Source organism: Trichocoleus sp. AS-A1, assembly GCF_039962015.1.
Lineage (GTDB): Bacteria > Cyanobacteriota > Cyanobacteriia > Cyanobacteriales > FACHB-T130 > FACHB-T130.
Genome location: NZ_JAMPKG010000025.1, coordinates 79,423 through 97,758 on the forward strand (window position 1 = coordinate 79,423; position 18,336 = coordinate 97,758).

The window sequence follows — 18,336 nt, forward strand, 5'->3', positions numbered from 1 at the left end:
AAGAGTGAGGACTGAGGGTTGAGGACTGAGGACTGAGGACTGAGGAAAAGAGGAAGAAGTAAGAAGAAACTGGAGAAAAATTGACTACTTTTAAATATTTCTTTTCTTCTAGCCCAGTCCTCAATCCTCAGTCCTCAGTCCTTTTTTGTTGGTATTTTTGTTTCTCAACGGCAGCGCGAAGACCGCCTGTAATTCGAGCAACTTCTTGTGCCTGTGTTAAAAGCTGGTTGAATTCAGTCTGCTTGAGATAACCAATATCAAAGGCGACATAAAGTTGAGAACGAAGTTCGGCACAAGAAGATTTGGCGATAGAAAGAAACTGATGAAACTCTGCCCGACCACCTCGCTCGAAGCCTTCTGCAATATTAGACATTATGGAGACTGCTGCTCGTTGAATTTGCCTAGAAAGCCCAAAGTCTTTTGCAAAATCACCCTGTTGAGTGACTTGATAAGTTGATTTTGTAAGGATTCTAGCTTTTTGCCAAGCAATCAAATCTTCAAATCGCTCTACTCTATCTTTCACTCGCCTATCCCCCTCTATTTCTCACTGACTCGCCTGTAAGACGCCTTCACTCCTGACTCCTGATTCCTGACTCCTAACTCTTCACTTCTCAGTCCTCAGCCCTCAGTCCTCAGTCCTAACTCTTCACTCCTCACTTTTCTGTAGCTGGCTAACTAAGTGAACAAGTTCTGGCAAAATTAGCTGTTGGATGGCAAGTTTAACGGCATTGGTAGAACCGGGGATGGAAAATACCAGTTTGGTTTGATAGACACCGGCAACGGCGCGAGATGCGATCGCCCGCGAGCCAATTTCCTGATAACTGAGAAACCGGAACAATTCGCCAAATCCAGGCAAGATTTTTGAGAGCAAGCTTTCTAGAGCGTCGTAGGTGGTATCTCTCGGCGCGATGCCAGTGCCTCCATTGAAGATCAAAGCATCCAGATCCGGGCGTTGGGCGAGTGCTTGCAGCTGCGCCCGAATCTCCTCCGGTTCATCTTTGAGAATGGCGTACTCTGAGACCGCATGACCGGCATCTCGGAGTAACTGTTTAATCAATTGACCGCTTTTGTCGGTTTCGGGCGATCGCGTATCGCTAACTGTGATAACAGCGCAAGTCACTGTCATCCTCGCCGGGTCTGGGTGAGGCAGATTGGTCATGGGTAAGCTATTCCCTCAAGAGTTTTGAGTTTTTAAAAACGGGCTTTTCTGGGATATCTTACTGCCACACGGCTGTCCGATTAACCGTTCCTACGAATCTTGACTCCTGATTTCGCTAGCTCTTGGTAAGGGCACGCGCATTCAAATACTGTTCGGTTAACTCAAATTTTGCACCAAGCCCTCAGAATGGAATTTTGCGGCGATTGCATTCCAAGTCCTAAAAGCGCGAACCAACCGAAAATCAAGGGTTCTGTAACCTGCTCCCGGCAGGTTTTCATGTGTGCTTGCTGTCGCTGTGCGGTGTCAACCGCTCAGTGGAGGGGTGTAGAGACGCATTAGCGAAATGGTGCATTCGTACTGCGACACGTTAACGCAGTGCAGTGCCGCACCATTTCGCGTCTCTACCGGAGGTTACTGGTAGGCAAATGAGCTTATCCGAACCGGATTGCATGGGTATTGCCTGTGCCCCAAGCACTTAGCTCTTTATTTAGGACTGGCTAAGTTCCAAACCATGATCTTTTGCATACCGTTGCATGAAGCGCATGAAGCGATCCCATTCTTCAGGAGACTTCATCAGGTAAGTTGCTTGGAGGTCTTTTGCTTGACCGTTGACGAATACGCCCTTGACTTCTCTCGTCAACAGTTCTCCTTCCTCGTCAACCATGTACATCCCAGTGATTTCCCCTGAGGTTTCGGTGTTAAAGGCGTTGGGACTTTCAAAATAAAACGTAGCGGTGCCATGAGCGCCACTCTTAGAGCGGGTTAGCTTTACATCCGGTATGACTTCTTCGTTGATCCCTCTGGAAAATTGAATTTGAGCCATAATTCTGCCACCAAGTTTTTATGATAGATAACTTAACATTTTCTCATTATTTAGAGCGGACTGGTTCAGCTTTTACGGGTGCTTTTGGGCACTTTAGTACCTCGGATGCCACCAAGAGACCTGAGTTAGACGAGCAATCAAGTTATAATTAAACATATTTTCCTGAAAATTGGCATAAATAAGCTTTTTTAGGGCGATTAGTATGGCTTAGTTTCTTAAGCTCAAAAATGCTACTTTAAGCGCTTCTAAAAGGGAAAATTAGCTTAAAATCACGGATGCGATCGCTCTTTTGGTGTGAGATGAATCTTGAATCTTTACTCCGACTCAATCGCCTAATTCGCGTCATCGGCTTCGATGATGCGCCGTTCGCACGCCGTAGGGGTGGTAGTGCCTCCATCGCTGGGATCGTTTGTGCAGGCACCCGCTTTGAGGGCATGGTGTGGGGAAAGGTGCGGCAAGATGGCTGGAATGCAACTGATACCGTTTGTAAGCTACTGATCGGTAAAAAGTTCTTGCCGCAATTACACTTAGTGCTGCTCGACGGCATCGCTTTTGGCGGTTTTAATGTGATTGACCTTCCTAAGCTTGCCGAGCGATTGGAACTCCCTTGCGTTGCCGTAATGCGGCGTCAGCCTGATTTAGCCGCCGTCAAACAAGCCATTCACCACTTGCCACAGCCAGAGCGACGGCTCAAGCTTTTGCAGCGTGCTGGTGGAATTTATACCTTCCCGCCATTCTTTTTCCAAGTGTGCGGTGCTGAGCCAGACGTAACAGCTGCGGTGCTGCAACGTCTGACTGACTGCGGCAACGTTCCAGAGGCATTACGTCTGGCGCATTTAATTGGAGCAGCGGTGGTGAAGGGAGAAAGCGGACGTTCGGCGTAAGGATTTGGTAATGAGAGTTTTGAGTTTTGAGGCGAGCGAAAGTCCTTTAACTCAAAACTTTTTCCCAATTATCAAAAAACAACCATTAGGCGGGATGAAAGTAAAAAGCTGCTCCCAAAACGATGTAGGTTGCTAAGAGCAGTACGCCTTCTAACCAGTTAGAGCGTCCGTCTAGACTGATAAGATTGGCAACAGTGACAGCGATCGCTACCGCAATCACTTCAAAAGGATTGAAGTTGAGATCCATTGGTTGACCAATGACAACTCCTACCAAAACTAAAATTGGAGCCACGAGCAGGGCAACTAATAAACTAGACCCCATCGCCACAGAAACGGATAAATCCATATTGTTTTTGAGAGCAACGTTGACCGCAGTTACATATTCGGCAGCACCGCCAACTAGAGGCAACAGAACAACACCTGTAAATAAGGGAGTCAAACCCAGACCCTTTGTTGCTTCCTCCACAACTCCCACAAAAATCTCTGACTCAAAGGCAACTGCAACCGTAGAGGCTACTAACACACCAATCCAGAGCCAAAGATTCGGTTTGTGGGCAGTTGATTCAGCTTCAGAACCGATTGAATTTGGTGAGTCTAAATCGACTAATCCCACCTCGTAAAGATAGCTATGAGTTTTTAAAGAAAACAGTAACGTCAGAGCATAAACTACGATTAACACAGTGGCAACTGTGAGGGAGAGATTGCGAATTGCATCGAGTGGAACACCATTTGAGGTATTGATGACCGTCGTAGGCAAAATAAGGGCGATCGCTGCCAGCGTCATCGAGGAACCATTCACTCGCGCCACAATCGGCTTGAATTCCTGTTCTTTATAGCGCAGTCCTCCTAAAAGCATGGAAAGTCCCATGACTAGGAGTAAATTACTGATAATTGTTCCAGTAATACTTGCTTTAACAATGTCAACTAAACCAGCATTTAGAGCTGCTAAAGCAATAATTAGCTCGGTTGCATTTCCAAAGACTGCATTTAACAATGCACCAATCGAAGGCCCCGTAACGACGGCAACTTCTTCAGTCGCAGTGCTTAACCAAATTGCTAGGGGGACGATCGCGATCCCTGATGTAATAAAAATGGCAAGCGAACCCCACCCTAAATATTCAGCAGCAATTGAAATGGGTACAAAAATTAGCAGGACGTAAGAAATAATTTTCTTGATTGACATAGCGAATTGTGGCTGAAATTGCAGAGCATGATGAATTTTCCCACCCGATGAGACGTAGGAAAGTAGCAACGAGTTCTCCCCTGGATGGTTGAGACGAGTCATACTTTCACTGCTTGATGTCATCGAAAATTGGGCACCTCTCACCTCTGTAAGAATATCTGGAAACTTGTCAATTGCACCCTGTCGTTTCTCGTATGCTGATGTAGAAGCAGGAGGACTCGATGCCAAACGACAAACGAGAGGAAGGAAGAACCGCGCCTCGCCCCAATCGAGTGGGAGTTGCTCTGATAGCCGTCTCCGCGACGGGTTTTGCAACGCTGGCGATATTCGCTAAGCTTGCCTATGCGGAAGGATTAGATTTGCCCAGCACGCTGGCTTGGCGGTTTACAGGCGCAGCGGCGATACTCTGGTCTTGGCTAGTGTGGCGAGACGAGTGGCGCTTAAAACCGCAAGATGCGATCGCGTCCACCCTTTTAGGAGGCGTGGGGTATGCGATTCAAGCAACTCTGTTCTTTGGCGCTCTTGCTTACACCAGTGCTGGCGTTGCTGCTTTGTTGCTTTACACCTATCCTGCCTTTGTCACTGTCTTGGCGTGGGTAATCGAAGGCGATCGCCCTGGGTTCTACCGGAAGATTGCCCTCGGTTTAGCCCTCACCGGCTGTTTGCTGACTGCCGATTTGGGTGGAACTACCGTGCAGCCTTTAGGGTTAGGGCTGGGGATCGCATCGGGAGCCTGGTACGCACTTTATCTAACCTTTGGGGCGAGATTAGTGCGATCGCTCTCTCCGGTGACAACCAGTGCCTATCTGTCTCTCGGAGCCGCCCTCTCTTTTATGGGAGCTGCTTGCTTGGGGCGGGGGCTGATTATTCCCCAAACGAGCATTGCCCTAGGGACAATCGCCGGGTTGGCAGTGATCGCAACGGTGCTGCCCATCGTTACCTTGTTCGCGGGTATCCAGCGGCTGGGAACCTCCAGAGCTGCCATTCTCTCCACCATCGAACCCGTGGTGACAGTGCTGCTGGGAATCGTTTTCCTGGGAGAGCAACTCGTAGGCAGACAAATATTGGGAGGGTTACTGGTAGTCAGTTCTGTGGTGTTAATTCAGGCGTTTCCTCAAGATTAGTCGCTTGATTTACCCTCGCAGGGGTCTTGACGCAATTTGATCCCTTTGCTAAGTTCATGGATGAATGGACTTATTGCATAAAACTTAAATAAAAGAGTGATAAGTTCCATAGCGACCTAGAAAAAAGTGGCTTTTGCCAGAATTCTCAGGTACGCAGTCAATTTTCAGAATTAGACCAAATTAGACGCTTCCCCCTATGTTCAGCAGTAGTTTTTACTTTTATTGGTTTAGGACGGTTCACCGGCAGTGAATCCAGTGCCCGCATTGGAACCGCCCGGTGAACCGCAGAGTAAAATCTGCGGTTTTTTTTGTTTTAAGGAGCAACTTTTCATGGTGATGACCTATTTCAGTAGCTGGTTTTATGGCTTTTATTTTTGGCCCACAAGTTCCGGGTAAATAGCGTCATGCCAATGAATCGTCTATAGCCCGGAACTAGAAAAGGTTCCGGGCTTTTTTGTCAACTCCCTCGCCCTACTCCCTCCTGCAAGGAAGGGTCAGAAAAATCTTTTAGCTTCAAGGAGACTCAAACCATGATTAACGCCAAACTCGCCTCGCAATCCCACGCCAATCACCAAACTACTGTCAAACTTTCCGAACAAGTTTCCATCGGTGGGACGGAACTTGCGATCATCGGGGGGCCTTGTACAGTGGAAAGCTTGGAACAGATGGAAACTGTCGCTAGCCAACTCGCCGCAGCGCCCGTTCAGGCGCTGCGTGGCGGTGTCTACAAACCCCGTACCTCTCCTTATGCGTTCCAGGGAATGGGAGTGGAAGGACTCCAGATTTTGGCAGATGTGCGATCGCGTTATGGCATACCCGTCGTCACAGAAGTGATGTCAATTGGGCAAATAGAAGCTGTTGCGACTCATGCGGATATGCTGCAAATTGGGAGCCGTAATATGCAAAACTTCGATTTGCTGAAAGCTTTGGGACAAGCTGGCAAGCCAATATTGCTCAAACGTGGTCTAGCTTCTACGATTGAAGAATTTGTGATGGCGGCGGAATATATTTTAAGCCACGGCAATCCCGATGTGGTGCTGTGCGAACGGGGTATTCGCAGCTTCGATAACTATACGCGCAATGTGCTGGATTTAGGCGCGGTAGCAGCTTTGAAGCAGATAACCCACTTGCCAGTCATTGTCGATCCGTCTCATGCCGTCGGTAAGCGGGAATTGGTAGCACCTTTGGCAAAGGCAGCGATCGCTTGTGGTGCAGATGGCTTAATTATTGAGTGTCATCCAGAACCCGAAAAATCTGTTTCCGATGCTCGTCAGGCGCTTTCCTTAGAAGATATGGTGGATCTCGTTCATAGCTTAAGACCTGTAGCAGCAGCGGTTGGGCGAAATATATCCGAAGTAGGGGCGGGTTTCAGTTTAAAACCTGCCCCTATTCATTTCTCTGCCAAGAAACCATGTGGACTAACGGCTTAATCCTATTGATTGATTCTGCCGCGATAGCAATCTTCTTTAAGTTATACGCGAGTATTCGCCCGCCTTGTAGAGACAAGGCGGGGGAGAAATCAGCAGGATTACATCACATCTTTATTTTTTGTTTTCACCCGCTCATAAAACTCCTCCATCACTTCAATAAAAGAACTATCTTTCTTCCAAAAAGGCGGAAAATCCCCCTGCTTTTTAATCAAAATTGCTGGCAAGCTTGCCAGCGATGCCACTTCAACAGTTTGAGGCAGTCGCTTAGTCCCCAGCCAAAATTCTCTATGATTTATCTTCTCCGTAACCGGGACTTTTTCCAGTGGAGTGTAGTAAGACGCGGAGGGTTCTAAAGGGATTTCTTTTGCTGTGAGTTCAGTGGATAAAACCTCTCCTAAAGGAGATTTTGCCAGTTCAGCTTGCAGTGCTTCTTTAGATAAGCCTCTGAGTTCAAACAAGAGAAACGGATTGTGGTCTAGTTGGGACGCTACCAAGTAGTAGACACCCGCGATGTGTTTGCAGGGATTGGCGTAATCTGGACAAGAACAATTGGTTTTAAAATCTTTGCGATTGTGGGGGAGAAGATGCAATCCTAGCTCAGAAAAAGCATCTTCAATATTATCGGGAACTTCATTCATCAATAGCTTGGAGACAAAGCTAGCTTTTGATGAAAGGTATTTAATCGCCTTCGACCAACTGGATTCATCAATCGGTGTAATTTCAATATTGATAATATAGGTTGGCTCTTTATAAACTCCAAAATAGGGATTCACTGAACCTTTGACAACAGCATTAATTTCATTCTGGTCAATTTTGTAGTGGAGGACTTTCCCCCCATTCGCATAGGAACGTCCTCGTCCTAATCTCGCAGGATCGGTAAAAGCTTCTAAGGCTTGAATGAAGCGTTTTCCCCACCAGGTACGGCTAAATTGAGCCATGATTACTCCAAGATTGCAGCTTTGTTCAGTGAAATCAGTTGTTTAAAGGCTTCGTTATCAAGTTCTGTCAGCCAAGCTTCATCGGTACCAACAACAGCAGAAGACAGCTTTTTCTTATCTTCAATCATTTTATCGATGCGTTCTTCCAAAGTCCCAATTGCAATAAATTTGTGAACAAATACATTTTTATTCTGACCAATCCGAAAAGCTCTATCTGTCGCCTGATCTTCAACGGCGGGGTTCCACCAGCGGTCAAAGTGAAAGACGTGATTTGCTTTCGTTAGCGTAATGCCAACGCCGCCAGCTTTGAGAGAGAGAATAAACACTGATGGTTCAGTTTCTGGGTTTTGAAATTCGGTAATCATTTGTTCTCGCTTGTTGCGGTTGGTGCCTCCATGAATGTAATAAGTGTTGTAGTGACAAGTATGTTTGAGGTGTTTTTCTAGAGCGTCGCATATTTCCTTGAATTGGCTAAAAATTAACAAACTTTCGCCTTCAGAAATGGCTTCCTCAACCATTTCTGCAAGACGGCTAAGTTTATGCGATCGCTCGGTTGAAAATTCGCTCCCATCTTGTAAAAATTGCGCTGGATGATTGCAAATTTGTTTCAGCCTCAGCAAGGTTGACAAAATTAACCCTTTGCGCTGAATGCCTTCGGAATCATTAATTTTTTCGCTCACATCTTTAACGACAGCTTCATAAAGAGAAGCTTGTTCTTTTGTCAAATTGCAATATAATTTTTGTTCGACTTTATCCGGTAGATCGTTAATAATTGATTGGTCGGTCTTGACTCGACGTAAAATAAAAGGTTCTACCAATTTCTTCAAGGTCGTAGACTTCACCCGATTATTGTCTTTCTGAATCGGAATCTCAAAACCCTTACGAAATTGTGCTTCTTTACCCAAATAACCAGGATTTAGAAAGTTAAAAATTGACCATAAATCCAGTAACCTATTTTCTACTGGTGTTCCTGTTAATGCCAGTCGATGGTTAGCGGTCAACTTTAAAATCGCCTTGGTTTGAGCAGCTTTAGGATTTTTGATATTTTGCGCTTCATCCACCACCACTCGATGCCATTTCAGACTATGCAAAAGTTTTTCATCTTTTCGAGCCAAAGTAAACGATGTAATCACGACATCATGCTTAAGGCAAGCTTCTTTAAAATCAGCGACTTGTTGAATGCGGCTACTGCCATGATGCACCATTGCTTGTAGATGAGGCGCAAATTTTTCGATTTCTTTTTGCCAATTTCCAACAACTGATGTCGGTGCAATTAATAAAGTTGGTAAAACTGAATTTGTCGATTCTTTTTCATTCACCAGCCGAGCAATGACTTGAACCGACTTACCCAATCCCATATCATCAGCAAGACAACCATTTAGACCGAGCGTTTCTAAATATTGCAACCAGGACACGCCGCGTTTTTGGTATTCGCGTAAATTTCCCTGCAACTTCGGCGGATTTTGAACCGGCTCCAGTCTACTTTTATCCTCCAATTTCGCCATCATTTCTGACAATGTCTGGTCATGCTCGACTTCAATATCATCCTCCGCTGCTGCGGCTAATTTCATGAAATCTAACAAAGTCATTTCTGGCTGTTCTTTAGCCTGAGATTGCCAGAATTCCAACATCTGCTGCATCTTTTCTTGGTCTAGTTCTATCCACTGACCGCGAAATTGCACCAGCGGCGTTTTAGCTTTGACGAGTTGCTGCCATTCTTTTTGAGTAACCGGCTGACCGCCAATTGATAGCTCGTATTGATACTCAACAATCGCGTCTAAATTAAAGTATCCTTTGTTAGCAGCTTTGGATTTACCAACGCTTCGAGAAGACGTTTTCAGCCGAACTCTAGCTTTCCGACGACCATCCGGCGTCCACCAGGCGGGAACGATGACTGTGTAACCGGAATCTTCTAATACCCAGGCGCTTTCTTTGAGAAATTCAAAGGCTTCTTGCAGATTAAGTTGCAACCCGATTGGCTGGTCAGTTTCCAATCCCTGCCATAGTTTAGGGTACATCCGCGCTGCATATCCCAAATTCAAAAGCAGATTATTTTCAAAATCTTTGCCAAAGTATTTTTGAATATCTTTTTTACTTTTCTGATTCAGCCGCCAATAATCCTCTAAAGAAAGTTTTAAAGAGGGATCTTGTTTGGAGGTAGCCAAAAAAGTAATTCGCCAGTTATCTGTTTCCGAGTTAGCTTCTTGTAACTGAAAGCAGAGGTCAAAATTCCCTGTATTTTGGCTGCGGGTTAGTTTAGCTTTCCAGGCATACCACTGCTTGTATTCTTCTAAAGCTTTTTCGGTAGTTTGCGGGTTTTTGCTGTCCGGATAGAAACAATCATAAAGGATGGTATCTGTAATCTGCTGATCGAATTTAGCAGTCGAGGGAGTATGGGTGACAATTTCATGCAACAGACATTCAGAAAAGTGACGGAGTAAGCTTTCTTTAGAAAAAAATTCTACTGTTGTCCTGGGTACGGAAGAACCGGCAACGCAGACTAGAGGCATATAGTCTGCATATCTTTGAATTAAGGTTTCGTATTTTTCAGAAACAATCTCCCATCCTGAATAAATTTCAAAGGAATTAGCGGTTTGCTTGCGTTTTCCTTTGGTTACAGCAGGAAGTTCTCGATATTTGAGGCTGGGAATATATTGGTCTTTGAATATAATTTGTTTAAATGCTTGGGTATAGTGATACCAAAATAGGAGGTCTGAACCGATAATAATTTCACCAAAGTTATGTAAAGCCAAGAAGTGAAGATCGTTAAGCAGTTTAATAACATTATTGACCTTGGCATAGCTATAACTGCCGGTTTTCACCCTAGCGTTCACTTCATAGGTATCAATTTCCCAGTCCGTAAATTCTTCATAGTCTTCGTTAACTTCTTCTTCCAAATATTTAATTAATTCAGGAGAAGGAAGAGGCTGGTTGTTCGCGGTGGGAAGAGCAATGTATTGAGTAGAAATATTCTCGCTAATCTTATGATAGGGTGCTGTGGCGATTCCCAGTTCATTGCTTAGAAAAGCTTCCAAGTCGTCTTTTGCAAGATGGCTGGGATGGATGTTTTTTTGCGAGTTGCGGCGTTTTTTTAAAATTGGGGTTTCTACCCACAGGTAAAATGCACCTGTTTGTAGGAAATTAGCTTCTGCCTTAGGAATCCAAGTACCGTGGAGGATTTTCATAGGTAGATGCCTCAAGGAGAGTTTTCTCAAATTGTAGCGGGTTAAGGATGCGAACCTTTCGCAGAAGTCGTCCCTTGGGGACATTGCTTCTTATCTGTTGCAATTATTTAGCTGTTTGCGTTCCTAGTGTCAAGTTTTCTAACTGGCTTATGGATTAAAAAATGTAACGGTAAAAGTTAAAATCCGAGTAAAAGAGAGCTTTCTACAAAAAACAAAGATTGGTCTTAGAAAGGCAGCCAATATGCTAAACGGTTAATTTCAGTTGTGGCTGAGACTTTTGGAGGGATTCACCCTCTTGTGAATAGGCTTGTACAGATAGCCGTCGTGGTTGCTGTATACACAGTTACAGCCCGGAACTTTCCCACCAGAGATAGATGTTAGCTATGCTAGTAGTTGCACCTACAGACTGACAGCGGTTCTACCGCTAGCACGACAACATTTAAATTGGCGATTGTTATTCTGATTAAGGAAAAAAACACCGGATGGGCGTTATGCCGCAGTGGCCCAGAATCGGACATCAAAGAAGAGCGACGTCAGATGTCCGAACGGTTTAAATAACAAAAGGCCTAGAAGGTGTGGAGTTTTTGTCGCTTCCTCCACTTTGTTACTACCGAGGGGAGGCGCAACCCTCCATCAGAGCGGTCTTAGGTAGTAAACGCTTGTGCTGTAACAACTCATTGTCTATGCAAAAAAGCCTTGACTCCTTTTGGAGTCAAGGCTTTTCTGTCTGATTATCTTATCTGCATCCTAAATGATTTGTGAAGGCGAGATCTGCGATTTCCAGACAGAAGTTGGGGATCTCAAGGGCTGGCTCATTACTCAAATAGAATTGCTATATCTGCGATCGCTATTGGCAATTTTCTGTATTTCTTCAGCAATTTATTTTCGCTACCCTCAGCCCCTTTTTAAAATCTGTAGGCACAGCAGGCTCCCCAAACCTCTCTCCGACCCGGTAGAGGGGTTTTGAAGAGGAAGGGACTGGGTTAGATTTGCCAGGGCTTTGAGCGAATTAGAAAAACTTGCACCTGGCGTGGCTTATCTGGGAACAGGTTCATAGTTTGTTCCTTGCAACAATAATGAAACCAGCGGGGATGCCATGAGGGTAGTGATAATTGCCATAACGACCATGATGGTAAATAAGGTTGGAGTAATTACACCTTCCTCTAAACCAATGTTGAGGATAATTAACTCCATCAATCCTCGTGCGTTCATTAACGCCCCAATGGTTGCGGACTCGCGCCAACTTTCACCTGCGAGTTTTGCTGCCAACATACAAGCTAGCCCTTTCCCCGCGATCGCTATCAGGATAATCAGTAATGCGATCGCCCAGAGTTGCGGCGTGTTGACTAACCCGATTTGCGTGTTCAGTCCGGAGAAAACGAAGAAAATGGGGAGCAAAAATGAAGTCGTCAAAAACTCCGTGTGGTGGCGCACTTGATCGGCAAATTCGCCCCGTGGCATCACCGTACCCAGAATAAACGCCCCAAACACCGCATAGATGCCTACCAAATCGGTAAACCACGCGCATACCATCAAAACGACTAAAACTAATGTCAGGGTTTGCATCGTCACGCCCTTCTCTTGCCGAGTCCGACGTGCGAAGAAGGTAAATGCCCGTCGTCCGACGAAAATCATCAACAACACGTAGCCAAAACCCCCGCCAATCGCAAAGGCGGCAATACTGGCGCTGCCTTTAATGCTGGCAAGTACAATCGCCAGCAAACACCATGCCGTCGCATCATCGATCGAACCAGCTGCCAGTGCCAGCGTCCCGAAGCGGGTTTTGGCGATGCCGCGTTCGTATAGCATCCGGGCGAGCATCGGAAATGCTGTAATCGACATGGATGCGCCCAGATATAAGGCTGCTGCCGGACGAGTAATTCCAGGTTTGAAGAGTTCGCCATTGCCGTACAACAACAAAGCTGCGATCGCGCCTAAGATAAAAGGAGCCAAAATTCCTGCCCCAGATACCAAACCGGCACTCTTGACTCGGCGCTTGATCAAATCGGTATTAAACTCTAAGCCGATCAAGAACATATAAATGACCAACCCAATCTGGCTGATGGCAAAGAGAATCGACATCGATGGGTTGGGAATTTTCGTCGCCGCATCAATCACAATCGGGGCTTTGGGGAACAGCCATTGCTGCACATCAGGAAGCAGCAGACCAAACAGAGATGGCCCTAACATCACCCCCGCGATCATCTCGCAGACAACATCGGTTTGACCAAAATAGCGCCGCCCAATCATCGACACAATGCGACAAGTAGCGAGAATAACGGTTAGTTGCAGCAATAACTTTAAAACGAGATCAAAATTCGACATCCTATGCCTCTGGGTCGGGAGTGTTGCGATGTATCTAGGAGTAAAGTGCTGAGAGTTTATATAGAATCAGCGCTTACATCCCGATTTCCGTACCCAAACTTTTTTCAGCAAGTTTTTGCAACATAACCTAGAAAGTTGCTCTAGGAATCTAGGGAATATTATTAATGTGAGAAAATTTCACACCCCATTAGAATGAATACAGCATCAGTAAGCGGCTGTAAGACTTTAACCTGCTAAGCGTGCGGCTTTCTATTCAGAAAATACACCTTTTGGTATTAGGATTGGTTTACTGAGTTCTTCTCCTTCTGCCGTTAGATGCCTTTTCTAACACGGCTAAATTAAGGAAACTCCTCATGTCAGTCCCCAAAGATCCTCTTCAGCCAATAAAAAATCGACTTCTTGCCGCTTTGCCTGACGAGGAGTACGAACGTCTGGTTCCCCATCTAGAACCCGTCTCGCTCCCACTCAATCAAGTCCTCTACGAACTTGGCGTACCAATTGAATACGTTTATTTTCCCCAACAGGGAATTGTTTCTTTACTCAGCGTGCTGGAAGATGGCTCGACTGTGGAAGCTGGAATGGTGGGTAATGACGGAATGGTAGGTCTCCCCATAATTTTAGGAGGCAACAAAACGAGCAACCGAGCGTTGGTGCAGGTCGCAGGCAATGGCATGAGAATGAAGGCAGAGCAGCTCAGATCCGAGTTTAAGCGGGGAGGGGTACTGCAAAGCCTGCTGTTGCGCTATACGCAAGCACTGCTGACTCAGGTTTCTCAAGGAGTCGCCTGCAACCGCCTGCATACGATAGAAGAGCGACTTGCCCGGTGGCTGCTAACCGTTCAGGATCGCGTGGAATCAGACCAGTTTCCCCTCACTCAGGAATTTATCGCCCAGATGTTGGGCACGCGCCGTTCTGGCGTCACGGTGGCGGCTGGCACCCTCAGCAAAGCGGGAACGATTCGCTACAGCCGTGGCAAAATCACCATTCTGAATCAAGGCGACTTGGAAGCGATCTCCTGCGAGTGTTATGGAATTATCAAAGCCGAGTTCGGTCGGTTGCTTGGCACGGAACACCGTTAGATGGCGTTGTACTAGATGGTGTTGCCCTAGATGCTGTTGCACAACTGCGGCTAGGATTAATGATTGGGCGAGCGTTGTATATAGGGTTTCTCTTTTGGATGCAATAGATTCGGAACCTCACCCCCAACCCCTCGACCTTCACGGAGAGGGGAGAATATTCAACCCTGGGTTCACGAATAGCTATCAAATTCATTCTTCAAGCGGGCGACGCGGGGTAAATGGCGGATAAATTCTTTTTAAATTGTTTGTTTTCTCGTATGTGCGAAAGCGGACAGACAGCGTTTGCGATCGCGTTTATTGTTTAAATAGTACCAAGTGTAACTTGAGCTGAAACTGTCATTCTGCGCGGTTTCCTAAGCGCTACTAAGGGGAGCCAAGCACAAAGCGCACAATCGTAGTACATGGTGAGATGCTACCGTCACCATCACAAGAGACAGTTACACATCATTAGATAGACAGCTTTGAAGCTCCGTCGTGTTGCCAAGTATGAAGGCGAAGATGGCAACTGACAAATGTGATAAGTCTCAGCAAAGCTGAGCTAAAAGGGGTTTTTGACCACAAAACATGACTAGATGCCGATAAATCTTGTAGGTTTCCCTAAATATGTGCGAAACCGGACAGACGTTACTGTTACTCGCGTTTATGCTTGAAATAGTCGAGTATTAAGTTCCTCTCGTGTCCCTTGTTGTCTCCTTTAACAGACGACTGAATTAGGGAGTTTCCATCTGTCAGGGTCAAAGGAAATAAGAGGTGTAAAATGAATAATTTAACAAGAATGCCTTTTACATATAATGATACGAACCAAGAAAAACTTTGGGGAAATGGTTGGAATAAACTAACTCCAAAGCAGAAAGAATTGGTTTCAGAAATTCTTAGAAATTTAAAACAAAGAAGCCTAGAAGCCTGGTAGTGCGACTCCCTGTTAAAAATAGGTGGATAATTATCTTTCAGAGTGCCTTGTCCTCAAGGTTGGTTGCTTGGATATTAAGGTAGGCTAAAGACCTCTTCATCCGTTGGAATATCTGTTACTGATTGCTCTACTTTGTGAGGATGAATCTAGATGCATTCACCGATAAAGTAATTACAGCGGTCGCAATTTATCTAGATGATGCTAAATATCAAAAAAATAAACATCAAAATCCCGCCTTGCCCCGCAAGCGGGGCAAGGCGGGATCGATTTAGGACAATTGCTAAAAAATATACCTCTACTTGACAGGTCGCTACACTTTTACTTGTATAACGATAAATGATGCCAATATCACAATCAACTGCCTATACGACTCCGCCCCGGACTAAAGCAGCTTATGAGTTAGAAGCTTTGCTGGACTACATAAAGCGAAGTCGTGGTTTTGATTTCACCAGCTACAAGCGTCCTAGTTTGATGCGTCTGGTAATGAGCCGGATACAGAAAGTGGGGATCGACAGCTGTACAAAGTATATTGATTACCTAAAGGCGCATCCCCAAGAATTTACTCACCTATTTAACACACTTTTAGTCAATGTTACTTCTTTCTTCCGCGATCGCTCAGTTTGGGATTATTTGTCTCACGAGCTGATCCCTCAGATCGTTGCGAAGAAGGAACCAGACGAACCGATTCGAGTTTGGAGTGCTGCATGCGCTTCTGGAGAGGAAGCTTACTCGTTAGCAATCATCCTTGCGGAGATACTGGGAATCGAACAGTTCCAGGCGCGGGTCAAAATCTACGCCACAGATATCGATGAGGAAGCTCTTAAGCAAGCTCGTCAGGGAACTTATACGGCTAAGGAAGTTGCGGGGATTCCTCCCGCTTTGTTAGAGAAATACTTTGATAGCACTCCTAACAGCTACATTGTTCATAAGGAGTTGCGTTCTGCGCTACTGTTTAGTCGCCACAACTTGATTGAAGATGCGCCCATCTCCCGTCTCGATCTGCTGATGTGCCGCAACGCCCTGATGTATTTTAATCCCGAAGCCCAACGAAAAATCCAGTCCCGCTTTCACTTTGCGCTCCGGGATAGTGGCTTTCTCGTATTAGGTCATGCGGAGGGACTGCTCAACAGCCCTCAGACTTTCAGCACCGCAGATTTGAAGCGACGTGTTTATACAAAGACGCCAAAGGTGAATGTGCATCTGAATGCATCTGAGGTGCAGGACTCCAAACGCGATCGCATCCGCCAAGGTGTCCAGACTAGCCAAGGTGTCCAGACTAAAGGTGTCCAGACTAAGGGAGAGGAGTTGCGATCGCTTACCCAGACAAGCCCTGAAAAGGCAGTGAAGCCTCTAGAAAAGCAACCCTCATACTTCCAGCAAGAGTTGCAGCAAGAGTTGCAGCAAGTGTTCCAGCAAGTGTTCCAGCCAGAGTTCCAGCAAGTGTTTCAGCCACAGGTAAAACCCAAGCAACCCTCGTCTACCCATCAAGCGTTAACAACCGAGCAGACACAACTCCTGGTGCTTCAAGAAGAGCTAAAAACCGTTCAACAAGAACGTCTGGATCTCAAAAAACAGTTGAACAGGACTCAAGAGGAACTCCAGTCCACCCACGAACAACTACAGACGATGAATCAGGAGTTGCAGTCTCTCAGTGAAGAACTGTACCAGCGCAACGAAGAACTCAATCAAGCCAAAGCTTTGTTAAAGAAGATGACTCAACCTAAATTTCATGGAGTCGCCTAGCGCGTTGTGTCCCTCTTATCGCAATTCTCGTTGGCATGCAGTGCAATTTAACCCCATCGCGGCCCCTTTCCACTTGTGGAGATCGAGTTGGGGGTGAGGTTAGGAGTGTGTATTGCAACAAAGTGGCGCAAGTCTAAACAGAGGGATTTCTCGGTGACGCTGCAAGCCCACACGATAGCGCTATTCTTTGTGTAGGTAGTTTACACCTAGCCCATCGCTACTAAATCATGTTCGAGCGGCGCACTGCGATTTCTCTATCGAATATCCTGCTAATTGTCGTCACCAGTTTGTTGGGAGTGTTGCTATGGCAGCTGCGGAGTCTCCTAGTCATCCTCATGGTTGCCGTAGTCATCGCAGCGACGATTTCCCCCCTCATCGACAAGGCTGAACGCTTGCAGCTTCCCCGGTGGTTGGCGGTCATTGTTGTTTATGTAACGCTAATTTCTGGCATCGTTGGGGCGGGATTGATTATTGGCCCTACCGTAGCCGCGCAGATTCAACTGCTTGCCGTCAATTTGCCAATATACATTGAAAATCTTCGGGCACTCATTCAGAAAATTGTAATCAGTTACAACGACGAGCGACCCGATTTAGTCAACCAACTCCTTGATACCCAAGCGCTGTCCAGGTGGGTGTTTCGTTCCAGTCAACAAGTCCTGCTGCGCTCTTACGACATCACCAGAGGAATTATTGGCGGTGTTTTTAGCTTAATTTTGGCTTTATTGATTTCCGGTTATATGGTGGCGGGTAGTCAAAACCTGGTTAAAGGTTTGGTGCAGCTATTCCCGTCACCTTGGGATGAACGTCTGGAGGCTCAAGTGGCACCGATGAGCCAGCGGATGGGGAATTATATCCAAGGTCGAGTTGCGGTTTCAGGGATTTTAGGGGTAGCGATTACCCTTGGCTTAGGTTTTTTAGGGCTATCAGAGTTTGCACTCGGACTTGGCGTGATCGCTGGTTTCACCAATTTGATCCCCTTTGTGGGGCCAGTTTTGGGAGCCATTCCCGCTCTCATCGTGGCAGTTTCTCAAGGTGGGTGGACGTTCCTGTGGGTGCTGCTGTTGTTCGTGATTATCCAGAATGTGGAAACTTATGTCCTCGATCCGCTACTGGTAGGTTCTTCTGTGAAAGTCCATCCTTTGTATCAACTGCTGGGGGTGCTAGGAGGAACGCAGGTTTTAGGCATTCTTGGCGCGTTGATTGTTCCTCCTTGGGTGGCGGGTGCCGCTGTCCTGTTGGAAAATCTTTACTTAAAACCTAAATTGATAGCCGAAAATAAAGCGGGTGTTATCGTCGAAGCCTCACCTGATTCCACCGCTATTCCCCTCAAATCTTCAACAATGAAGTAGTCAATTCTGGGTCGTTTTTTTAACTTTGCTTACCTCTGCATTCTTTGCTGAACTCGGAACCTCACCCCCAACCCCTCTCCGCAAGCGGAGAGCAGGGTGGTTTCATGTTAGCCAGAGAAAAACCTGGTGAACCTGATTGGCGAGAGCGCGGATACAATCGGGAACAGTGCGACAGCCTAAACGACGGGCTAAAGTAATCACAAA

The 18,336-nt window shown here is 46.1% G+C and carries 14 protein-coding genes; 7 read left to right on the forward strand and 7 right to left on the reverse strand.

What is annotated here, in order from left to right:
- Positions 1-127: 127 nt before the first annotated feature.
- From NC994_RS18850 to psb28, 3 genes are all read right to left on the reverse strand, one after another.
- Positions 128-523: a four helix bundle protein gene (locus NC994_RS18850; protein WP_190438313.1), complete on the reverse strand. Its 396-nt coding sequence runs from the start codon at positions 521-523 to the stop codon at positions 128-130.
- A gap of 123 nt (positions 524-646) precedes the next feature.
- Positions 647-1,159, reverse strand: a complete 513-nt coding sequence (locus tag NC994_RS18855; protein WP_190438316.1) for a MogA/MoaB family molybdenum cofactor biosynthesis protein — start codon at positions 1,157-1,159, stop codon at positions 647-649.
- 487 nt (positions 1,160-1,646) lie between these two features.
- Positions 1,647-1,982, reverse strand: a complete 336-nt coding sequence (psb28, locus tag NC994_RS18860; RefSeq protein ID WP_190414836.1) for a photosystem II reaction center protein Psb28 — start codon at positions 1,980-1,982, stop codon at positions 1,647-1,649.
- Between the two features lie 299 nt (positions 1,983-2,281).
- On the opposite strand from psb28, the gene NC994_RS18865 reads away from it, so the two are divergent.
- Entirely contained in the window at positions 2,282-2,866 is a 585-nt protein-coding gene (locus NC994_RS18865; protein WP_190438358.1) for a DUF99 family protein, read from the forward strand.
- Between the two features lie 85 nt (positions 2,867-2,951).
- Here NC994_RS18865 and cax read toward each other — a convergent pair whose 3' ends face one another.
- Entirely contained in the window at positions 2,952-4,049 is a 1,098-nt protein-coding gene (cax, locus tag NC994_RS18870) for a calcium/proton exchanger (RefSeq protein ID WP_190415026.1), read from the reverse strand.
- A 221-nt stretch (positions 4,050-4,270) separates the two neighbouring features.
- Between cax and NC994_RS18875 the strand changes: the two genes are divergently transcribed.
- Together NC994_RS18875 and aroF are read left to right on the forward strand one after the other, a co-directional pair.
- On the forward strand, positions 4,271-5,173 hold the full coding sequence (locus NC994_RS18875; protein WP_190438319.1) for an EamA family transporter: 903 nt from the start codon (positions 4,271-4,273) through the stop codon (positions 5,171-5,173).
- A 530-nt stretch (positions 5,174-5,703) separates the two neighbouring features.
- Positions 5,704-6,603 (forward strand): 3-deoxy-7-phosphoheptulonate synthase, encoded by a 900-nt coding sequence (aroF, locus tag NC994_RS18880; protein ID WP_190438322.1) that lies wholly within the window; start codon positions 5,704-5,706, stop codon positions 6,601-6,603.
- Between the two features lie 98 nt (positions 6,604-6,701).
- Here the strand turns inward: aroF and NC994_RS18885 are convergent, their stop codons facing one another.
- The 3 genes from NC994_RS18885 to NC994_RS18895 all read right to left on the reverse strand — a co-directional run bounded on the left by NC994_RS18885 (position 6,702) and on the right by NC994_RS18895 (position 13,051).
- Entirely contained in the window at positions 6,702-7,541 is an 840-nt protein-coding gene (locus NC994_RS18885; RefSeq protein ID WP_190438325.1) for an SWIM zinc finger family protein, read from the reverse strand.
- A 2-nt stretch (positions 7,542-7,543) separates the two neighbouring features.
- Positions 7,544-10,726, reverse strand: coding sequence for a DEAD/DEAH box helicase (locus NC994_RS18890; RefSeq protein ID WP_190438328.1), 3,183 nt, complete (start codon positions 10,724-10,726; stop codon positions 7,544-7,546).
- A gap of 1,035 nt (positions 10,727-11,761) precedes the next feature.
- Entirely contained in the window at positions 11,762-13,051 is a 1,290-nt protein-coding gene (locus NC994_RS18895; protein WP_190438333.1) for a cation:proton antiporter, read from the reverse strand.
- 353 nt (positions 13,052-13,404) lie between these two features.
- Between NC994_RS18895 and NC994_RS18900 the strand changes: the two genes are divergently transcribed.
- The 4 genes from NC994_RS18900 (at position 13,405) to NC994_RS18915 (ending at position 18,132) form a co-directional block, all read left to right on the forward strand.
- Positions 13,405-14,130: a Crp/Fnr family transcriptional regulator gene (locus NC994_RS18900; protein WP_190438337.1), complete on the forward strand. Its 726-nt coding sequence runs from the start codon at positions 13,405-13,407 to the stop codon at positions 14,128-14,130.
- Positions 14,131-14,887: 757 nt separating this feature from the next.
- Entirely contained in the window at positions 14,888-15,040 is a 153-nt protein-coding gene (locus tag NC994_RS18905) for a hypothetical protein (protein ID WP_190430722.1), read from the forward strand.
- Between the two features lie 336 nt (positions 15,041-15,376).
- The gene (locus NC994_RS18910) at positions 15,377-16,783 is read left to right on the forward strand and encodes a protein-glutamate O-methyltransferase CheR (protein ID WP_190438341.1); all 1,407 of its coding nucleotides are present in this window, start codon (positions 15,377-15,379) and stop codon (positions 16,781-16,783) included.
- Between the two features lie 227 nt (positions 16,784-17,010).
- The gene (locus NC994_RS18915; RefSeq protein ID WP_190438344.1) at positions 17,011-18,132 is read left to right on the forward strand and encodes an AI-2E family transporter; all 1,122 of its coding nucleotides are present in this window, start codon (positions 17,011-17,013) and stop codon (positions 18,130-18,132) included.
- Positions 18,133-18,336 lie beyond the last annotated feature (204 nt).